14 protein-coding genes and 1 riboswitch are annotated in these 16,455 nt (G+C 32.7%); of the genes, 12 read left to right on the forward strand and 2 right to left on the reverse strand.

Annotated elements, in window-relative coordinates; translation table 11 throughout:
* Window positions 1-6 precede the first annotated feature (6 nt).
* The 8 genes from P0R33_RS18470 (at window position 7) to metQ (ending at window position 8,484) form a co-directional block, all read left to right on the forward strand.
* The gene (locus P0R33_RS18470) at window positions 7-1,011 is read left to right on the forward strand and encodes a hypothetical protein (protein ID WP_276172635.1); all 1,005 of its coding nucleotides are present in this window, start codon (window positions 7-9) and stop codon (window positions 1,009-1,011) included.
* A gap of 198 nt (window positions 1,012-1,209) precedes the next feature.
* Window positions 1,210-1,310, forward strand: a riboswitch (SAM riboswitch).
* Between the two features lie 238 nt (window positions 1,311-1,548).
* Window positions 1,549-2,538 (forward strand): TlpA disulfide reductase family protein, encoded by a 990-nt coding sequence (locus tag P0R33_RS18475; RefSeq protein ID WP_276172636.1) that lies wholly within the window; start codon window positions 1,549-1,551, stop codon window positions 2,536-2,538.
* Between the two features lie 177 nt (window positions 2,539-2,715).
* Entirely contained in the window at window positions 2,716-4,194 is a 1,479-nt protein-coding gene (locus P0R33_RS18480) for an aminotransferase class V-fold PLP-dependent enzyme (protein WP_276172637.1), read from the forward strand.
* 17 nt (window positions 4,195-4,211) lie between these two features.
* A complete protein-coding gene (locus P0R33_RS18485) occupies window positions 4,212-5,210 on the forward strand; it encodes an NADP-dependent oxidoreductase (RefSeq protein ID WP_276172638.1) in 999 nt (332 codons plus the stop codon).
* Window positions 5,207-5,677, forward strand: coding sequence for a cupin domain-containing protein (locus P0R33_RS18490; protein WP_276172639.1), 471 nt, complete (start codon window positions 5,207-5,209; stop codon window positions 5,675-5,677). Before P0R33_RS18485 ends, P0R33_RS18490 begins: the two co-directional genes overlap by 4 nt.
* A gap of 271 nt (window positions 5,678-5,948) precedes the next feature.
* The gene (metN, locus tag P0R33_RS18495) at window positions 5,949-6,980 is read left to right on the forward strand and encodes a methionine ABC transporter ATP-binding protein MetN (RefSeq protein WP_276172640.1); all 1,032 of its coding nucleotides are present in this window, start codon (window positions 5,949-5,951) and stop codon (window positions 6,978-6,980) included.
* Window positions 6,973-7,626 (forward strand): methionine ABC transporter permease MetI, encoded by a 654-nt coding sequence (locus tag P0R33_RS18500; protein WP_276172641.1) that lies wholly within the window; start codon window positions 6,973-6,975, stop codon window positions 7,624-7,626. The genes metN and P0R33_RS18500 overlap by 8 nt, the downstream gene beginning before the upstream one ends.
* Window positions 7,627-7,671: 45 nt before the next feature.
* Window positions 7,672-8,484, forward strand: a complete 813-nt coding sequence (gene metQ / locus P0R33_RS18505) for a methionine ABC transporter substrate-binding lipoprotein MetQ (RefSeq protein WP_276172642.1) — start codon at window positions 7,672-7,674, stop codon at window positions 8,482-8,484.
* Window positions 8,485-8,532: 48 nt separating this feature from the next.
* Here the strand turns inward: metQ and P0R33_RS18510 are convergent, their stop codons facing one another.
* Window positions 8,533-9,012 (reverse strand): hypothetical protein, encoded by a 480-nt coding sequence (locus P0R33_RS18510; protein ID WP_276172643.1) that lies wholly within the window; start codon window positions 9,010-9,012, stop codon window positions 8,533-8,535.
* 149 nt (window positions 9,013-9,161) lie between these two features.
* Complete coding sequence (locus tag P0R33_RS18515) at window positions 9,162-10,661, reverse strand: PLP-dependent aminotransferase family protein (protein WP_276172644.1); 1,500 nt, start codon at window positions 10,659-10,661, stop codon at window positions 9,162-9,164.
* A 69-nt stretch (window positions 10,662-10,730) separates the two neighbouring features.
* Between P0R33_RS18515 and P0R33_RS18520 the strand changes: the two genes are divergently transcribed.
* From P0R33_RS18520 to P0R33_RS18535, 4 genes are all read left to right on the forward strand, one after another.
* The gene (locus tag P0R33_RS18520; protein ID WP_276172645.1) at window positions 10,731-12,593 is read left to right on the forward strand and encodes a TonB-dependent receptor; all 1,863 of its coding nucleotides are present in this window, start codon (window positions 10,731-10,733) and stop codon (window positions 12,591-12,593) included.
* A 192-nt stretch (window positions 12,594-12,785) separates the two neighbouring features.
* Window positions 12,786-13,130 carry a hypothetical protein gene (locus tag P0R33_RS18525; RefSeq protein WP_276172646.1) on the forward strand — a complete coding sequence of 115 codons (345 nt, stop codon included), beginning with the start codon at window positions 12,786-12,788 and terminating at the stop codon, window positions 13,128-13,130.
* Between the two features lie 139 nt (window positions 13,131-13,269).
* On the forward strand, window positions 13,270-13,494 hold the full coding sequence (locus P0R33_RS18530; RefSeq protein ID WP_276172647.1) for a hypothetical protein: 225 nt from the start codon (window positions 13,270-13,272) through the stop codon (window positions 13,492-13,494).
* 290 nt (window positions 13,495-13,784) lie between these two features.
* Window positions 13,785-16,454 (forward strand): PAS domain S-box protein, encoded by a 2,670-nt coding sequence (locus P0R33_RS18535; RefSeq protein ID WP_276172648.1) that lies wholly within the window; start codon window positions 13,785-13,787, stop codon window positions 16,452-16,454.
* The last annotated feature ends 1 nt before the right edge of the window (window position 16,455 follow it).

A 16,455-nucleotide genomic window follows, 5' to 3' on the forward strand; every position in this document is an offset into this window, starting at 1 on the left:
TTAAGTATGAAACATATTTTGCCCTTAATTCTTGCGCTTTGTTTTTTTACAAATTGCAGTAAAGACGATATCGAATCTAAAAATTACGATTATTATTACCCAACCGATGAAGCTTCAATTACAACCGAAAATATTCCAGGAAGCACTGTAACATTTGATCCGAAAGGAATTGCGATTTCGAATGATAAATTATATGTTGTAAATGGAGATGTTTTGGAAGTTTTTAATGCTCTAACATTAGCTCATATCAAAACAATTAAAGAGTATACAAAAGGAGCAACTACGATTCCTCTAACAAGTCTGACTTCGGTTTCTATTGATAAAGGACGCATTTACGTTGGAAGCACAGAATCTAGATTATTTGTTTTTGATGAAACTACAAATGCTGGAATAAGTACGGTTGGAAATGGTCAATGGTGGCAGACTTTTGTGCACGTTTTTGGTGTTGTTGTAAAAGACGGATTGGTATTCGTAAAAGAAAAAGAAAAATCGATAAAAGTATTTGAAACTTCTCAGATCACAGAAACCAGTGACTGGAATTTAAAGCCTATTGCCAAATTAAGTACTTTAAATGGTTACACAGAAGTCTATTCTTTAGATGTTTATGGAGGAAATCTAGTAGTTGCAGGAAGAGATGCCAGAAGTTATTTGTATTACAATATTGCTAATATTAAAGCTAATGCAACAGCTTCATTAACAACGCCAATTGAGCCTGAAAAAGTTCAATTTGTAGATATAAAGCCAATTGCGGTTTCTTTTAGTAAAGATTGGGCGGTCACTTCAGAAATTGTCGGAAGTGCCTCTTATTTGAGATTGTATCCAAAAGAAGAATTTAATAAAAAGAATTACAAAGCAGTTGTAAATGTGTCTGATATTTTAGGAAAAAATCCATTTGGGACTATCGTAGGAACGGCACAGCTTAACGATCGTATTTTCCTGTCTGATAATACCAATAAAAAAATCAGAGTTATAAAACTAAATAAGTCTACAATTGCAGAACAAAATAATTAATTGATTTTTTGTTTTAAAGTTTTAAAGCCTGTAAATAAATTATTTACAGGCTTTTTTTTATTTCAAAATATTGATATTCAGTATTTTATTTGGTTTTAATTAGTTCTTTTTAAAATAAAAACTAAAAAAACACAAACAAAACTTGACTAATTCGGTAGAATTAGTATATATTTGTATCGCAGAAAAATTATAAAATGATACTTATCCAGAAAGACTGAGGGAATAGGCCCGATGAAGTCTTAGCAACCTGTTGCCAAATAAGGTGCTAAATCCTTCCCGCTTTGCGGGACAGATAAGAAAAAGATTTGCTCAAAATCTGAATAAGGTCAATATTAGAAAACTTTATTTTTTTAAAATGAAAACAGATACTATTTATGCCGGTTATGAACTTTTGAATTCGATGTTTGAAGAAAATAGTCTTGCTGTTTTTCGAATGCGAAAGCATTAACAAATCACATAAATTTTCTTTTAATAAAATGCTAATGGCTTGCACATTGGCCACAAATTCTTTTGTCTAATTCTAAAACTAAAAATAAAATGAAAAAAATAATACTAGGTTTTGCCTTATTTCTTGCAGCTTTTCAAACTCAGGCGCAAGAAAGTAACTTGCAATTAAAAGGAACAGTTGTAGATACCGTTGCACAATATGTTTATTTGCAAAAGTTTCATAATAAAATGTTTACCACAATTGATTCTGTAAAAGTAAAAGACGGAAATTTTGTTTTTAAAACTAAAGTTAAAACACCAGAATTATACGGTTTAAGTGTAAATACAGCAGATTCTCCGTTGTATATTTTTCTTGAAGAAGGACCAATTACAGTTAAACTAAGTCCAAGAAAATATTATACAAATTCTGTTGTTGAGGGTTCTGAAACACAAAATTTATTTGAAACATACAAAAAAACAAAAGAAGTAGAAATCAGTAAATTCATTACAGAACATCCAAAATCGATTGTTTCGGCTTATGTTTTATACAGAAATTGGTCGTACCGCTTAACGCCTGAACAGATTACACAAAATATTGCTTTACTGGATAAAAGCCTTCAAAATATCACTTACGTGAAAGAACTAAAAGAACTGGCTATTGTACTTGACGGTTTAGCAGTTGGAAAAAAAGCTCCTGATTTTACGGCAAATAATCCTGATGGAAAAGCGATTCGTTTTTCTGAAAACTTAAATGGATACACTTTAGTAGATTTCTGGGCTTCTTGGTGCGGTCCATGCCGAAGAGAAAATCCAAATATCGTGGCAGCTTACAAAGAATTTCACGATAAAGGATTTAATATAATCGCTATTTCTTTAGACAAAAAGAAAGAAAATTGGATTAAAGGAATTCAAGATGACAATTTAACTTGGACTCACGTTTCAGATTTACTTTTCTGGAATAGTGCCGTTGCAAAATTATATGGTGTGAGAGCTATTCCCGCCAATTATCTGGTAGATTCTAAAGGAATTATTGTTGCAAAAAATCTTCACGGAGAAGAATTGCAAGCTACACTTAAATCGCTTTTAGAAAATAAAATTTAAGAAAGAAAATACACAATTTTGTCATCCTGACGAAGGAAGGATCTTCACAAGAAACTCCACACAGAAAATCACCAATCTTTGTTGATTTTGCAACAAAGATTCCTCGTTCCTCAGAATGACAAGATTGCGGAAATTCAACCAATAATACAATTTGTTAATTAAAAAAATGCTAGGGAAATGAATGCTATTGAGCCAACTACAAAAACAACAGAATCTGAGTGTTACTTTTCTAAATTTAGAGAAAACACCGTAGGAATAGATCATACTTTCGAATCGGTTTACGGAGAACAAAATTTGATTTACGCAGATTGGGTTGCCAGCGGAAGATTATACACGCCAATTGAAGATATTATGCGCCATAAAATAGGTCCGATGATTGCCAATACGCATTCACTTTCTAGTCAGACAGGAAAAACTTCTACTTACGCATACAATTACGCCAGAGATATTATTAAAAAATCGGTTAATGCAAATCAATATGATGTTTTGGTTACAACGGGAACTGGAATGACTGCTGCATTATCTAAACTTCAGCGTATTATTGGTTTGAGAAAAACGTATGAAAATGAAAACGAAAAACCAGTAGTTTTCATTACACATATGGAACATCATTCCAACCAAGTTCCATGGTACGAAACCAATGCCGATGTTGTGATTTTGCCTGCTGATGAAAATAATTTGGTAGATCCTAAAATTCTTTCGACAGAAATAAAAAAATATGCCGATAGAAGTTTGAAAATCGGTTCGTTTACAGCTTGTTCTAATGTTACAGGAATTATAACACCTTATCACGAATTAGCCAAAATCATGCATCAGAATGGAGGATTGTGTTTTGTAGATTTTGCGGCTTCAGCTCCGTATGTCAAAATCGATATGCATCCAAAGGATCCAGAACAGCAATTGGATGCGATTTTCTTTTCGCCTCATAAATTTTTGGGTGGACCTGGAACTTGCGGTATTTTGGTTTTCAACGAAAAATTATACCAATCTGATTTTCCAGATAATCCCGGCGGCGGAAATGTAAAATGGACCAATCCGTTAGGAAATTATTGTTACAGCGATGTGATAGAAGTGAGAGAAGATGGCGGAACTCCAGGATTTTTGCAAGTAATTAGAGCAGCTTTGGCTTTAGAATTAAAAGAAAAAATGGGAGTAGAGCAGATTGCAAAAAGAGAAAAAGAACTTTTAGATCTGTGTTTTTCTAAACTTCAAAAAATACAAGGTCTTTCTATTTTGGGAGATTTAAAAAGCAAACGAATTGGCTGTGTTTCATTTGTAATTGAAGATATTCACTACAATTTAATCGTAAGATTATTAAATGACCGTTTCGGAATCCAGACTCGCGGCGGTTGGTCGTGTGCGAGTACCTATGCGCATTATTTGTTCAATATTGATGAAAAACGTTCTAGAGCGATTACGACAGAATTATTAGAGAAAAATCAAACCAATAAACCGGGCTGGGTTCGTTTATCACTTCATCCAATAACGACAGATGAGGAACTTTTATTTATCTGTGATGCCATCCAGCAAGTGGCTTCGAATTATAAAAAATGGCAGAAAGATTACGAATATAATCCTGCAACAAACGAATTTGAAAATCCAAGAATTAAAGATACCATCGAAAGAGAAGTAAACGAATGGTTTGAGTTGGATTAAGAAACTAATATTTAAAAATGAAAGCAATTCTATTACAGGAAAATCGTCAATTTCAGTTGGAAACAATTGCAACTCCGCAACCTGAACCACATCAAATTCAAGTACAAATTATTGCTTCTGGTTTTAATCCGATTGATTATCAAATGACCGAAAATGGTTCTGAAAGAAAGCTTTTGCATTCTCCTATTTTAGGAAGAGAATTTTCAGGAATTATTACAAAAATCGGAGTGAATGTAAAGGATTTTAAAATTGGCGATGCTGTTTTTTGCGGTTCAGGAAGTATGGGTTCTAATGGAACTTATGCCGAATATATTTGCGTTCCTGAAGCCATTGCGGTAAAAAAGCCAAAAAATATTTCGTTTGAAGAAGCCGCTGCTATTCCATCAGCTGGATTAACGGCTTTGCAATCTTTTAAAAGAATGAAAGCTTCTCTGACGGATTCCATACTAATAACAGGAGCGGCTGGTGGAGTTGGAAATTTATTTATAAAACTTTTGATAAGTAAAGGATTTTCAAACTTTTTAGTAACAGCTGGAAATGAAGAAAGTATAGCGTCTTTAATTAGTCTTGGCGTAAAGCCGCAACAAATCATTAATTATAATAAAGAGGAAATATTCGAAACGGCACTTTCATTAAACGGAAATAAAAAATTTGATATTGCAGTAGATTTAGTCGGAAATAAAATTGCAGAAGTCGCAGCTAAACTCTTGAAAATAAACGGAACATATATAGACGTTACAAATTTTTCAACTCCAGAATCACGAAATATTCTTTTTTCGAGAGGAGCAACCATTCATACGATTTCGAATTATGCGTATGGCTTAGAAAAAAGATATGACTATTATAAAAATGGCTTAATCGAGTTGGCGCAGTTGCTAGAAAATAAATTTATTACGCCACCCAATGTTTCCATAATTGGAGAATTAAACACAAGAACGGTCGTTAAAGCGCTGTGGTTATTGCGTGAAAACAAAACGTATGGAAAAAAAATAATTATGCAGATCAATAAAGAATGAAAACAATACCAAGAAGAGTAATTACAGGAATTAAAAACGGAAAATCAATTATAGAAGAAGACGCAATTGTAACAAATGTCTCGGAACATTTTCCGGGTTTGATTATTTCTGATATTTGGTCAACAGATAGTATACCTGCAAAATTCGAAGAAAATAGAATAGAAAATACCGCTTTTCCGAACACGCCAAAAAACGGAAGTTATTTTCGTTATGTACAAATTCCGCCAGATAAAGATTTAGGAATTGTGGCACCCGAGGGACAGCCGCATCCGTTAATGCATCAAACTGATACTTTAGATTATATCATTATTATTTCTGGAGAAATTTATTTGATTGTGGATGAAGAAGAAACATTACTTAAAGCGGGAGATATTGTAATTCAACGTGGTACCAATCATGCGTGGAGTAATCGTTCGGATTTGCATTGTATTCAATTAGCAATTTTATTAGATGCCAAGAAGGATTAATTACGTTGCAAACGATATAGTAGTCTATTAGATTGATAGGAAAATAAAAGTTTTAATAGTTTTTGCATTAAAATTGAAAATAACTGCTTAAATTTGCAATCGCAATGAGAAAAAACGACCAGAATATGAAGAATTATTATAACAGCACTATGATGTGCTGTATTGTTGTAATGCAATTCTTTGAACTGGCTTCTATATAAAACTATATTATTGATCTCAAAAAGCCTTTCATAAATAGTTGAAAGGCTTTTTGTTTTACCTTGATTACGAAATGATTGAATTAAAAAATGTAACCAAAACTTTTCATCAGAAAGACAGAATTGTTACTGCTTTGTCTGATGTCTCGCTAAGAGTTCCGCCAGGAAAAGTTTTTGGAGTAATTGGAACTTCGGGCGCGGGAAAAAGCACCTTAATTCGTTGTGTGAATTTGTTGGAAAGACCAACTTCTGGAGAAATTATTGTTGACGGAAAAGCGCTGATGCAATTATCAAACGCAGAATTGGCGATAGAAAGAAGACAAATCGGAATGATTTTTCAGCATTTCAATTTACTTTCTTCAAGAACGGTTTTCGAAAATGTGGCTTTTCCATTAGAATTAGCTGGAACTTCAAAAGCTGAAATCAAAACTCGAGTTTTAGAATTATTGCAATTGGTTGGTTTGGCAGAAAAAGCAAATGACTATCCAGCAAGTCTTTCGGGAGGACAAAAACAAAGAGTGGCGATTGCAAGAACTTTGGCTAATAATCCGAAAGTTTTATTGTGTGATGAAGCTACAAGTGCTTTAGATCCAGCTACGACTCGTTCTATTTTGAATTTATTGAAAGACATTAACAAACGATTGAATATCACGGTTTTGTTAATTACGCACCAAATGGAAGTCGTAAAATCGATTTGTGATGAAGTGGCGGTTATCAGTCACGGAAAATTGATAGAACAGGGAAGTGTTGGTGAAATTTTCGCTGATCCAAAACAGGAATTGACAAGAGAATTTATTGCTTCTTCTTTACATATTGAAGTTCCATCGGTTTATCAAGACAAGTTACAGAAAGTAGATAACGGAAATTTGAATCCGTTATTAAAATTAGAAATGACAGGAAAATCGGTTAATGAACCTGTTATTTCGGAAGTTTCAAGACTTTTTGATACCGATTTCAAAATCGTAAGCGCACAAATGGATCAGGCGGGCGAAGTAAATTTTGGTGTAATGCTGATTGAACTTTCAGGAAAACGCGAAAATTATGACGCTGCGATTCAATATTTTAATTCAAAACACATTAAAACAGAAATAATAGGTTATGTCTGATTCTCTTATAGATTTATTGTTAAAAGGAACATGGGAAACCATTGTTATGACTTTTCTATCGGGCTTTTTTGGATTTTTACTTGGATTGCCAACAGGAATTTTACTTTTCCTGACACGTAAAAATCAAATTTTAGAACAACCCGTTTTAAATCGAGTTTTATCGGTTTTAGTAAATGTTTTCCGTTCTATTCCGTTTATTATTTTAATCGTTTGGATGATTCCATTTACTCGTGCAATTGTGGGAACTTCGATTGGAGTTAGTGCGGCTTTAGTGCCATTAAGTATTGGTGCGGCACCATTTATTGCCCGTTTGGTAGAAAACAGTTTATTAGGTTTACCATCAGGATTAATTGAAGCGGCGAGAGCTTTGGGCGCAACACCTGTGCAAATTGTTTATAAAGTATTGCTACCAGAAGCGTTGCCTTCTTTAATAAATGCAGCTTCAATTACGCTAATTACACTTGTAGGTTATTCTGCAATGGGCGGAGCTGTTGGAGCAGGAGGTTTAGGGCAAGTGGGTTATCAATACGGATATATTGGCTACGATGCCGTTACGATGAATTCAGTTTTAGGTTTACTGGTAATTTTGGTATTCCTAATTCAGTTTATAGGAGATTCTTTGTCGAAACGATTTGATCACAGATAATCAAATCAATTAACAATTTATAATTAACAATTTACAATTAAAAAAATGAAACTAAATATTTTAAAAACTGCTGGAGTTTTGACTTTGGCGCTTGTTTTATCAAACTGTGGAAATGATAAAAAGAATGATCCTCATTTTATTAAAGTTGGAGTGGCAGCTGGACCAGAATTAAAAGTGGCTGAAGCAGCTAAAAAAGTTGCCAAAGAAAAATTCGGATTAGAAGTAGAATTGGTATCGTTTAATGACTATGTAATTCCAAATGAAGCTTTAAGTCAAGGAGATATTGATGCAAATGCTTTTCAGCACAAACCATACATGGACGAGCAATCGAAACAGCGTGGTTATAAATTAGCCATTATCGGAAAAACATTTGTTTACCCAATTGCGGCTTATTCAAAAAAAATAAAAAACCTTTCTGAATTGAAAAACGAAAGCACGATTATTATTCCGAATGATCCAACAAACGGCGGACGTTCTTTATTGCTTTTACAGAAAAATGGTTTATTGAAATTGAAAGATGGAGTTGGTTTGTTGCCAAAAGTAACTGACATTGTAAGCAATCCTAAAAACTTAAAAATCTTAGAATTAGAAGCGCCTCAATTGCCTAGAGCTTTAGACGATGCAAATGTTTCTATTGCGATTATTAACAATACATTTGCTTCTCAAGCAGGATTAGTTCCGTCGCGAGACGCGTTATTTGTTGAAGATAAAGAATCTCCTTATGTAAATTTGGTTGTAAGTCGTGAAGACAATAAAAATGAAGAAAAAGTAAAACAGTTTTTGCAAGCTTTTCAATCTCCAGAAGTAGAAAAAGCTGCCGAAGTCGAATTTAAAGGCGGAGCAGTAAAAGGCTGGTAAAATAATATTTTAAAGAAAAAAAACAGGGATTTTGTCCCTGTTTTTTTGTTATGTGATATATGCTTTTGTAACAATTACAAGAAGCATCGTAATAAAGTATAGTAATGTTGCGACGAGAGCAAAAATAATATGGGCAAAGAACAACTGAATATAATAACCTTTAAAATCAATTGGGGTATGATATCGGGTTATTTTAAATATAAATACCCAGCTGATTATACCTATTACACCGCTAATAATTCCCAATAAGAGAGCACTTAGCAGCGAAACCGATAGTATATTCTTTACCCATACTACATGATATCCAAGAACAAATAAAAATCCGATTAGATAATGAAACATCCATCCTAGTTTCCGCTTAGAACCTGTCGAAAGATTGTAATGAAATTCTGAAAAAACGGTACATAAAAGAACTGGTTCTTTGTATAATTTTTGAAATTTTTTGGAGACAAAATAACTAAACCAAGTCATAGCTGATGTTGCTCCAATTGAAATTAAAATTAATTGTATTAGTAGATATGGGTCCATTACAAAGTATTTTTAATCCTATCAAAGTTAATATAAAATTGTAATATAATACTTATAATCTTATGTTTTTTAATTATATAATTATAAGAAAGTTAAGATTTTGAGTATTATTTGTTTCCTAATATTTTACTGTAATTAGAAATAAAATTTTACTTGTTTTTTAAGGGATTAACGGTAATGATTTCCAAACATTTGCTTAAAATAGAAACTGCTTTTTCCATTTCATCTTTTTCTAAATGACCAAATCCTAAGCGGGTTGCGGTCAAGTTTTTGGTTTGATATAAAATTGTTTTTGGAAGAAATAAATCATGGGTAGCACATTCTTTTTGTAATTGAATAAGATTGAAATTATCCAGCCATTCAACCCAAATCGCTAGTCCGCGCGGTGGAATTTTAAATTTAATTTTACCTTTTAATTTTTCGTTCAAAAGAGATGCAAATTGATCGCGGCGTTCTTTGTAGATTTTTTTGTTTTTTTTAGAAAGACGATGCACTTCACCTTCTGTAATCCATTCGGTTAAAACCTGCTCTTTTAAAACATCAATGCTAGGTTCTAGAATATTTTGATGCTTTTCTAATTCCTTAATAAATTCAGAAGGAGCGGCAACAAAACCATAACTAAATCCCGTAGGAAGCGATTTTCCAAAAGATCCAATATAAACAACTTTTTGGTTAGAATCAAAAGCGGCCAAAGGTAAAACGGGATTATTATCATAATGGAAATCAAAATCGTAATCATCTTCCAAAATAATAAATCCGTATTGATTGGCTAATTCTAAAACTTCCATTCTTTTTTTTGCACTTAGTGAAATGGTAGTCGGATAATGATAATTTGAAGTAAGATACAAAACTCTGATTTCTGAAGTTTCGCAGATTTCTTTCAATTGTTTGGTATCAATTCCGTCTTCATTTACCTGAATAGGAATAATTTGCGCACCAGTATTTGTTAACGTCATATTTGACATATAATAACCCGGAGAAGCTACTACAACTTTATCACCTGAAGAAATAAGTACTTTTGTAACCAAATACAAACTGATTTCGTGACTGCTTGTTGTAAGTAAATCGGAAGTCGAAATACGAATTCCGCGTGTAAGATTCAGATAATTTGAAAAATGCGTTTTAAAATTAGAATGCGAACGAAGCTGAATCTGTTCATAGGTTTTAGAACTTTTTTTTCGTTTTAATTTTGAAACATATAATCTTGCCAAAACATCGGTTTGAACCAATCTCCAATCAGGCATTCCGTCATTAAATTGAAAAGGTAAATTGCTCGTTTCTATAGGATTTTCTAAAATAGTCGATTTTTGAAAGTTAAAAACGTTATTAATTTCAGAGGTATTTTGCTTTTTTGAAAGAGGAAATTCTGTTTTGTTTTTTTGTTGCGATAAAATAAAAGTGCCTTTATTTGGAAGCGTTTCAATCCAACCTTGTGATTCTAAATCCTGAAAAGCTTTGATAAGCGTATTTCGATTAACGTCTAATACTTTACACAATATTCGCGTGCCGGGAAGTTTTGTTCCTTCTGGAAGAAATCCGGTTTGGATGGCTTTAATAAATTCAAAAACAATCTGCAGATAAATTGCCGTATTTTGTTCTGGTTTTAAATGAATAAAACTTCTAAAAGGAATTTCAACCGGACTATCCATAATTATAAAACTGGTATACTTTGTTAGTACGGCAAGGTAGTACTTTTGCCAAAAAAATAGTAAACCAAAATGAAAAAAATCTATTTTGCTGTCTTTACAGTAATTTGTACCAATTTTTACGCACAGACCAAAAAGGATTCCATAAACCAAATGGATGAGGTTATAATTAATGAAAACCGTTTCAGTACACCAATTTCTAAACAAAATAGAAATGTGTATGTGATTTCTAGTGAAACTATAAAAAAACTGCCAGGAAGAACGCTTCAAGAAGTTTTGCAATATGCGAACGGAGTTGACATTAGGCAACGTGGACCATTTGGAACTCAAGCTGATATTAGCGTTGACGGCGGAAGTTTTGAGCAAACAGTTGTCCTTTTAAATGGAGCTAAAGTAATCGATTCGCAAACGGCACACAATATGCTGAATTTGCCTCTTCCGGTTGAAGTTATCGAAAGAATTGAGATTGTTCGCGGACCGGCTGCAAGAACGTACGGAATTAACAGCTTAACTGGAGCAATCAATATTATCACCAAAAAACCAACAGATTCTGGATTTTTAGTAAGCACTTATGCAGGTTCTAATTTCGAAAAAGATACGCAAGATACAGGAGATACTTTTTACGGAATGGGCGTTCAGGCGGGAGCTGTTTTAGGAAAAGAAAAACAACAGCATTTGATTTTTGCTTCACACGATAAAAGCAACGGATACCGTTACAATACGGCATTCGAAAACAATAAAATTTTCTATCAAGGAAATGTTCAAATCAATGATTCTAATGAAATTTTAGGTTCTGCGGGTTACATCAATAACGGATTTGGTGCTAACGGATTTTATGCTGCGCCTGGTGATAGAAATTCGACTGAAATTGTACAAACTACTTTTGCTAATATTCAGTCGAAACATTCAATTACAGATAGTTGGAAAATTATGCCAAGAGTTACTTACAGATACAATTACGACGATTATCGTTATTTAGGAAACTCAAATTTAGCAGTTGGAAGAAGTCAGCATTACACCAATTCGATTGCGGCAGAATTAAATTCGACTGTAAAATTATCCAAAGGTGAAATTGGTTTTGGAGCTGAATTTAGAAATGAAAATATTCATTCTTCTAATATTGGAGATCATGATCGCGACAATGTCGGTTTGTACGCAGAATACAGAACAAGTTTCTTCGAAAAATTAGACATTAATTTAGGAACTTATTTGAATTACAATTCAGATTATAAATGGCAGATTTATCCTGGAATCGATGCAAGTTATGCGATTACAGATGAATTTAAAGTAATTGGTAATGTTGGAACAAGCCAAAGAATTCCATCGTTTACAGATTTATATCTGAAGCAAACAGGAAATGTTGGAAACGTCGATTTAGATTCAGAAAATGCTTTTCAGAGCGAAATCGGATTTAAATACAATAAAAAAGCGTTGAGTTTGAATGCGAATTATTTCTACAGAAAAATTGATAATTATATCGATTGGATGCGTAACGCAACAACGCAACCTTGGCAAAGTCAGAATACAGGAGATTTAAACACAAATGGAATTAATTTGCGTGGAACTTACAGATTTGATTTTTCTAAAGATTCGAGATTGAATATCCTTTTAGGATACACATATTTAGATTCAGAATTTAAAAGTGCGCGTACAGAAATCTATTCAAAATATGCCATTTCTTCTCTAAAACATCAAGTTACAAATACGATCGATTATCAGTTTAAGGATTTTTCTATTTTATTTGCAACGCGTTTTAACGAAAGAATTACTGGACCTTCTTATTGGGTAAATGATTTTAGAGTAAGTCAAAGCATTCATAAGTTTACAATTTTCTTAGATGCTCAAAATATATTTAATGCGACCTATTATGAAGTTGGAGCGGTGCCATTGCCTTCAAGATGGTTTACTTTGGGAGTAAAATTGGTTACTTTTTAAGTTTTAAATAAAGATTAAAAAAGGGGAAGATTTAATACATTTTCCCCTTTTTTAATTTTCTAATTTTTAAAAAGATTGCAATATCTTTTTTATATAAAAAATACTGAAAATGCTATAACCGTAACGGTTTTATAAATGGTTACTTAGCAATTATGAAAATCAGACAATTTATAAACCGAAAAGTGAATTATTATGAAAGCAATAAAAGGAACGATGATTTTGGTCTTGATTATTTTAAGTGGAATCTTATTTTCATGTAAAAACAATCAGGACGGATATAGCGACGAAATAGATACTGTTATCTCGCCTATGGATAGCAAACAAAGTAAAGCAGAAAACAAAACAGACAGTATAAAAAGTGATGAACATATTGAAACCAATATTGAAACTACACAAAAAAATGGATCTGAAAGTTCGGCAGGAACAGGAAGCGGACCAGGAGAAAGTTCTAAAGACGGTTCAACTTACACAACTGCTACAGGCGTTCAGAAAGATAGTTTAAGACCAGAGGAAAAAGCAGCCAAAAAGAAAAAATAAAATTGTAAATACCATATATTTAACGATTTATGTGGTTTGATTTCTATAAATGCAACCTAAAATTGTGTAATTGAATTTTCTCATGATGTTTTATTTTTATTACTATTAATTACGAAATATCAATTAAAAATAAATATTTATGAAAACGCTGTTAAATACTAAGATTATATTCTTAATTCTTTTAGCTGGATTGTCATTTTCTTGTAAAAAGAATGAAAATATACCAGCTGATTCTACATATGATTCTATTCAAAACACAATTGATACGGTTGGACCCGAAGTAGATACACTTATGGGCGATACCATAGACGAAATTGGAAATGATACAATTGTTGTCAAGAAAGATACTGTAATCAAAAAGTAATTTCGAAGAATTATAAAATTCAAAAAAGCTGAATCTAAGTGGATTTGGCTTTTTTTCATTCTAAAAACAATATGAATTTGTGAGATTCAGCTAAAATAAAAAAACAAATGAAAAGCTTTTTCTCTATATTTGATTAGGCTATTTAGCATTCTGATATTATTTTAATATTAAATGTTTTGGACAGCATTAAAAAATGTTTTTGTTTTAGTTGAATGTATTTTTAGATACAAGTAATTAATAATTAAAAGTTTAAAATAGTAAAACAGCTTTTCTTATATGTTGACGAACCAATGGAGCTAACAAATAATCTAAATCTTTTTGAAATTGTCTTTAACGCAGCACCAAATGGAATTGCAGTTTTAAAGCCTTTATACAATAATAAAAACAGGATACAAGATTTTTCTATATTACTGCTTAACTCTGCTATGATTAGTTGGGTTAAAGATGTTACTTACAAAAACAAAAGGTACACCGAAGTTTTTCCGTGGATTAAAAATGATATTCTAGAAAAGCTTATTGAAACGTCAGAAACAGGCATTTCTGTAAATTATGAGCAATGGCATGAAATTGAAGAAAACAAAAAATGGTTTCTATATACAGCCGTTAAACAGGATGACTTAATTGTTCTGACTACAGAAGATATCACAGAAAAAAAACAAGCCGAAAACGCTTTAAATAATGCACTTACAGTTACAGAAAAGCAAAAAAGACTTTACGATTCGATTATAAATACAACTCCAGATTTGGTTTATGTATTTGATCTTGATTATATTTTTACTTACGCCAATAAAGCTTTATTGACAATGTGGGGCAAATCTGCAGAAGATGCTATTGGCAAAGGACTTCGAGAAAATGGCTATGAAGAATGGCATGCCGAAATGCACGAAAGAGAAATCGACGAAGTGGTTTCTACAAAGAAATCAATTAGAGGAACAGTATCTTTTCCGCATGCAGAATTAGGACGTCGAGTTTACGATTACATTTTTGCACCTGTTTTTAATGAAAAAGGAGATGTTGAGGCAATTGCAGGAACAACTCGTGATATTACAGAAATTAAACAAGCAGAAGCAAAATTGCAATTAAGTGAGAGTCGTTTTCGTAAAATGATACACCAGACTCCAGCACCAACTTTAATTCTTAAAGGAGATGATTTAATAATCGAACAGATTAACGGTCATATGCTCCAGATGATTGGGCGCGGAGAAGAAATTATTGGTATGCGATTAATTGATGTGTTGCCAGAACTAGAAGGGCAATATGTTTGGGAACAGGTTCTAAACGTATATAATAAAGGAATTCCGTTTGATCAAAGCGAGGTTTTGGTGCCACACAACCGCACAGGCGAATTAAAAAATTACTATTATAATCTTGCTTATCGTCCGCTTATAGAAGATGGAAAAATAACCGGAATGATTCAAGTAGCTGTCGAAGTTACAGAACAGGTTGTAGCGCGTCAGAAAATGGAAGAAAGCGAGAATCGTTTTCGGGCGCTGGTAAATGCTTCTTCAGATTTAGTGTATCGAATGGATGCCGACTGGATGATTATGCACAGTCTGGAAGGAGATGGACTTTTTACTAATTCTGAAGGTCAAGTTTCTAATTGGCTAGATAAATTTATTCATAACAGTGATCTTCAAAGAGCCGTTAATCTTATTTCTCAATCTATTATAGACAAAAGCATTTTTGAAATGGAACATAGAGTTACGAATCCAGACGGATCAATTGGCTGGGTTTTTTCTAGAGTGGTTCCAATATTAGATGAAAATGGTAAAATAATCGAATGGTTTGGTACGGCTAGTGATATTACTTCGCAAAAAGAGCTTCAAGAGGTTATTAAAGAAAGTGAAGAGAAATTCCGCCAGCTTGCAGATCTAGTTCCTCAAATTATTTGGACAGCAAGACCAGATGGTTTTACAGATTACTACAATAATCGATGGTATGAATATACAGGATTAGAAGAAGATGGCCATGGAGATAATAGCTGGATTCCAGTTTTACATCCAAATGATGTATCTTTAGTAAAAGAATTTTGGTATTATAGCGTTGAAAACGGTAATCCGTATCAGCTTGAATTTCGAATAAAAAATATTTATACAAAAGAATACAGATGGTTTTTGAGTAAAGCTGTTCCTATCAAAGACAAAACTGGTGCAATAACCAAATGGTTTGGAACGTGTACAGATATACATGAGCACAAATCTATTACCGAAAAATTAGAGATTTTAGTCGCAGATCGTACAAAAGAATTACAGCGCTCTAACGATGATTTGCAGCAATTTGCTCACGTTGCATCGCACGATTTGAAAGAACCGGTTAGAAAAATTAAAACGTTTCTAAGTCGTTTAGAAGATCGTTTAGACGGAAAACTTGATGAATCTTCAACAAAATTTATTGAAAGAATTCATGTTGCCGCAGATCGAATGTTTAACATGATTGATGGCGTTTTGGCTTATTCTAAAATTAATGCCGATTCGCAAAAAACAACTTTAGTTGACTTAAATGAAATTATAAGAAATATTGAAACGGATTTGGAAATTGCTTTGCAAAAATCGAATGGAAAAATTCTATATCAAAATTTACCAAAATTAGAAGGAGCTTCTGTATTACTGTATCAATTATTTTACAATCTTATTAATAATTCGATTAAATTTGCTCAAGAAACAATACCGCCAATTATTAGTATATCGGCTGAGATAATAAACGAGCAAGACAAAAGTTTTGCCTTGATAAGATTAGAAGATAACGGAATTGGTTTTACTTCTAATCAGACTAATCATATTTTTGAAACCTTTACACGTTTAAATCCTAAGGATCGATACGAAGGAACTGGTTTAGGACTGTCGCTTTGCAAAAAAATAGCGGAGCGTCATGGAGGAAGTATCACCGCTTCGGGTATACCAAACCAAGGTGCTGTATTTACAATAAAGTTGCCATTAGAACAAAAAGAGAATGACATTTAAT

This window comes from Flavobacterium sp. YJ01 (assembly GCF_029320955.1).
Classification (GTDB): Bacteria; Bacteroidota; Bacteroidia; order Flavobacteriales; family Flavobacteriaceae; genus Flavobacterium.

Bases quoted from the DNA above. Each gene is read 5' to 3' on its own strand.
- P0R33_RS18500 (WP_276172641.1), top strand. From the start codon at position 6,973: ATGTCTGATTCTCTTATAGATTTATTGTTAAAAGGAACATGGGAAACC.
- P0R33_RS18510 (WP_276172643.1), bottom strand. From the start codon at position 9,012: ATGGACCCATATCTACTAATACAATTAATTTTAATTTCAATTGGAGCA.
- metN (WP_276172640.1), top strand. From the start codon at position 5,949: ATGATTGAATTAAAAAATGTAACCAAAACTTTTCATCAGAAAGACAGA.
- P0R33_RS18490 (WP_276172639.1), top strand. From the start codon at position 5,207: ATGAAAACAATACCAAGAAGAGTAATTACAGGAATTAAAAACGGAAAA.
- P0R33_RS18525 (WP_276172646.1), top strand. From the start codon at position 12,786: ATGAAAGCAATAAAAGGAACGATGATTTTGGTCTTGATTATTTTAAGT.
- P0R33_RS18480 (WP_276172637.1), top strand. From the start codon at position 2,716: ATGAATGCTATTGAGCCAACTACAAAAACAACAGAATCTGAGTGTTAC.
- P0R33_RS18470 (WP_276172635.1), top strand. From the start codon at position 7: ATGAAACATATTTTGCCCTTAATTCTTGCGCTTTGTTTTTTTACAAAT.
- P0R33_RS18530 (WP_276172647.1), top strand. From the start codon at position 13,270: ATGAAAACGCTGTTAAATACTAAGATTATATTCTTAATTCTTTTAGCT.
- metQ (WP_276172642.1), top strand. From the start codon at position 7,672: ATGAAACTAAATATTTTAAAAACTGCTGGAGTTTTGACTTTGGCGCTT.
- P0R33_RS18485 (WP_276172638.1), top strand. From the start codon at position 4,212: ATGAAAGCAATTCTATTACAGGAAAATCGTCAATTTCAGTTGGAAACA.
- P0R33_RS18515 (WP_276172644.1), bottom strand. From the start codon at position 10,661: ATGGATAGTCCGGTTGAAATTCCTTTTAGAAGTTTTATTCATTTAAAA.
- P0R33_RS18520 (WP_276172645.1), top strand. From the start codon at position 10,731: ATGAAAAAAATCTATTTTGCTGTCTTTACAGTAATTTGTACCAATTTT.
- P0R33_RS18535 (WP_276172648.1), top strand. From the start codon at position 13,785: ATGGAGCTAACAAATAATCTAAATCTTTTTGAAATTGTCTTTAACGCA.
- P0R33_RS18475 (WP_276172636.1), top strand. From the start codon at position 1,549: ATGAAAAAAATAATACTAGGTTTTGCCTTATTTCTTGCAGCTTTTCAA.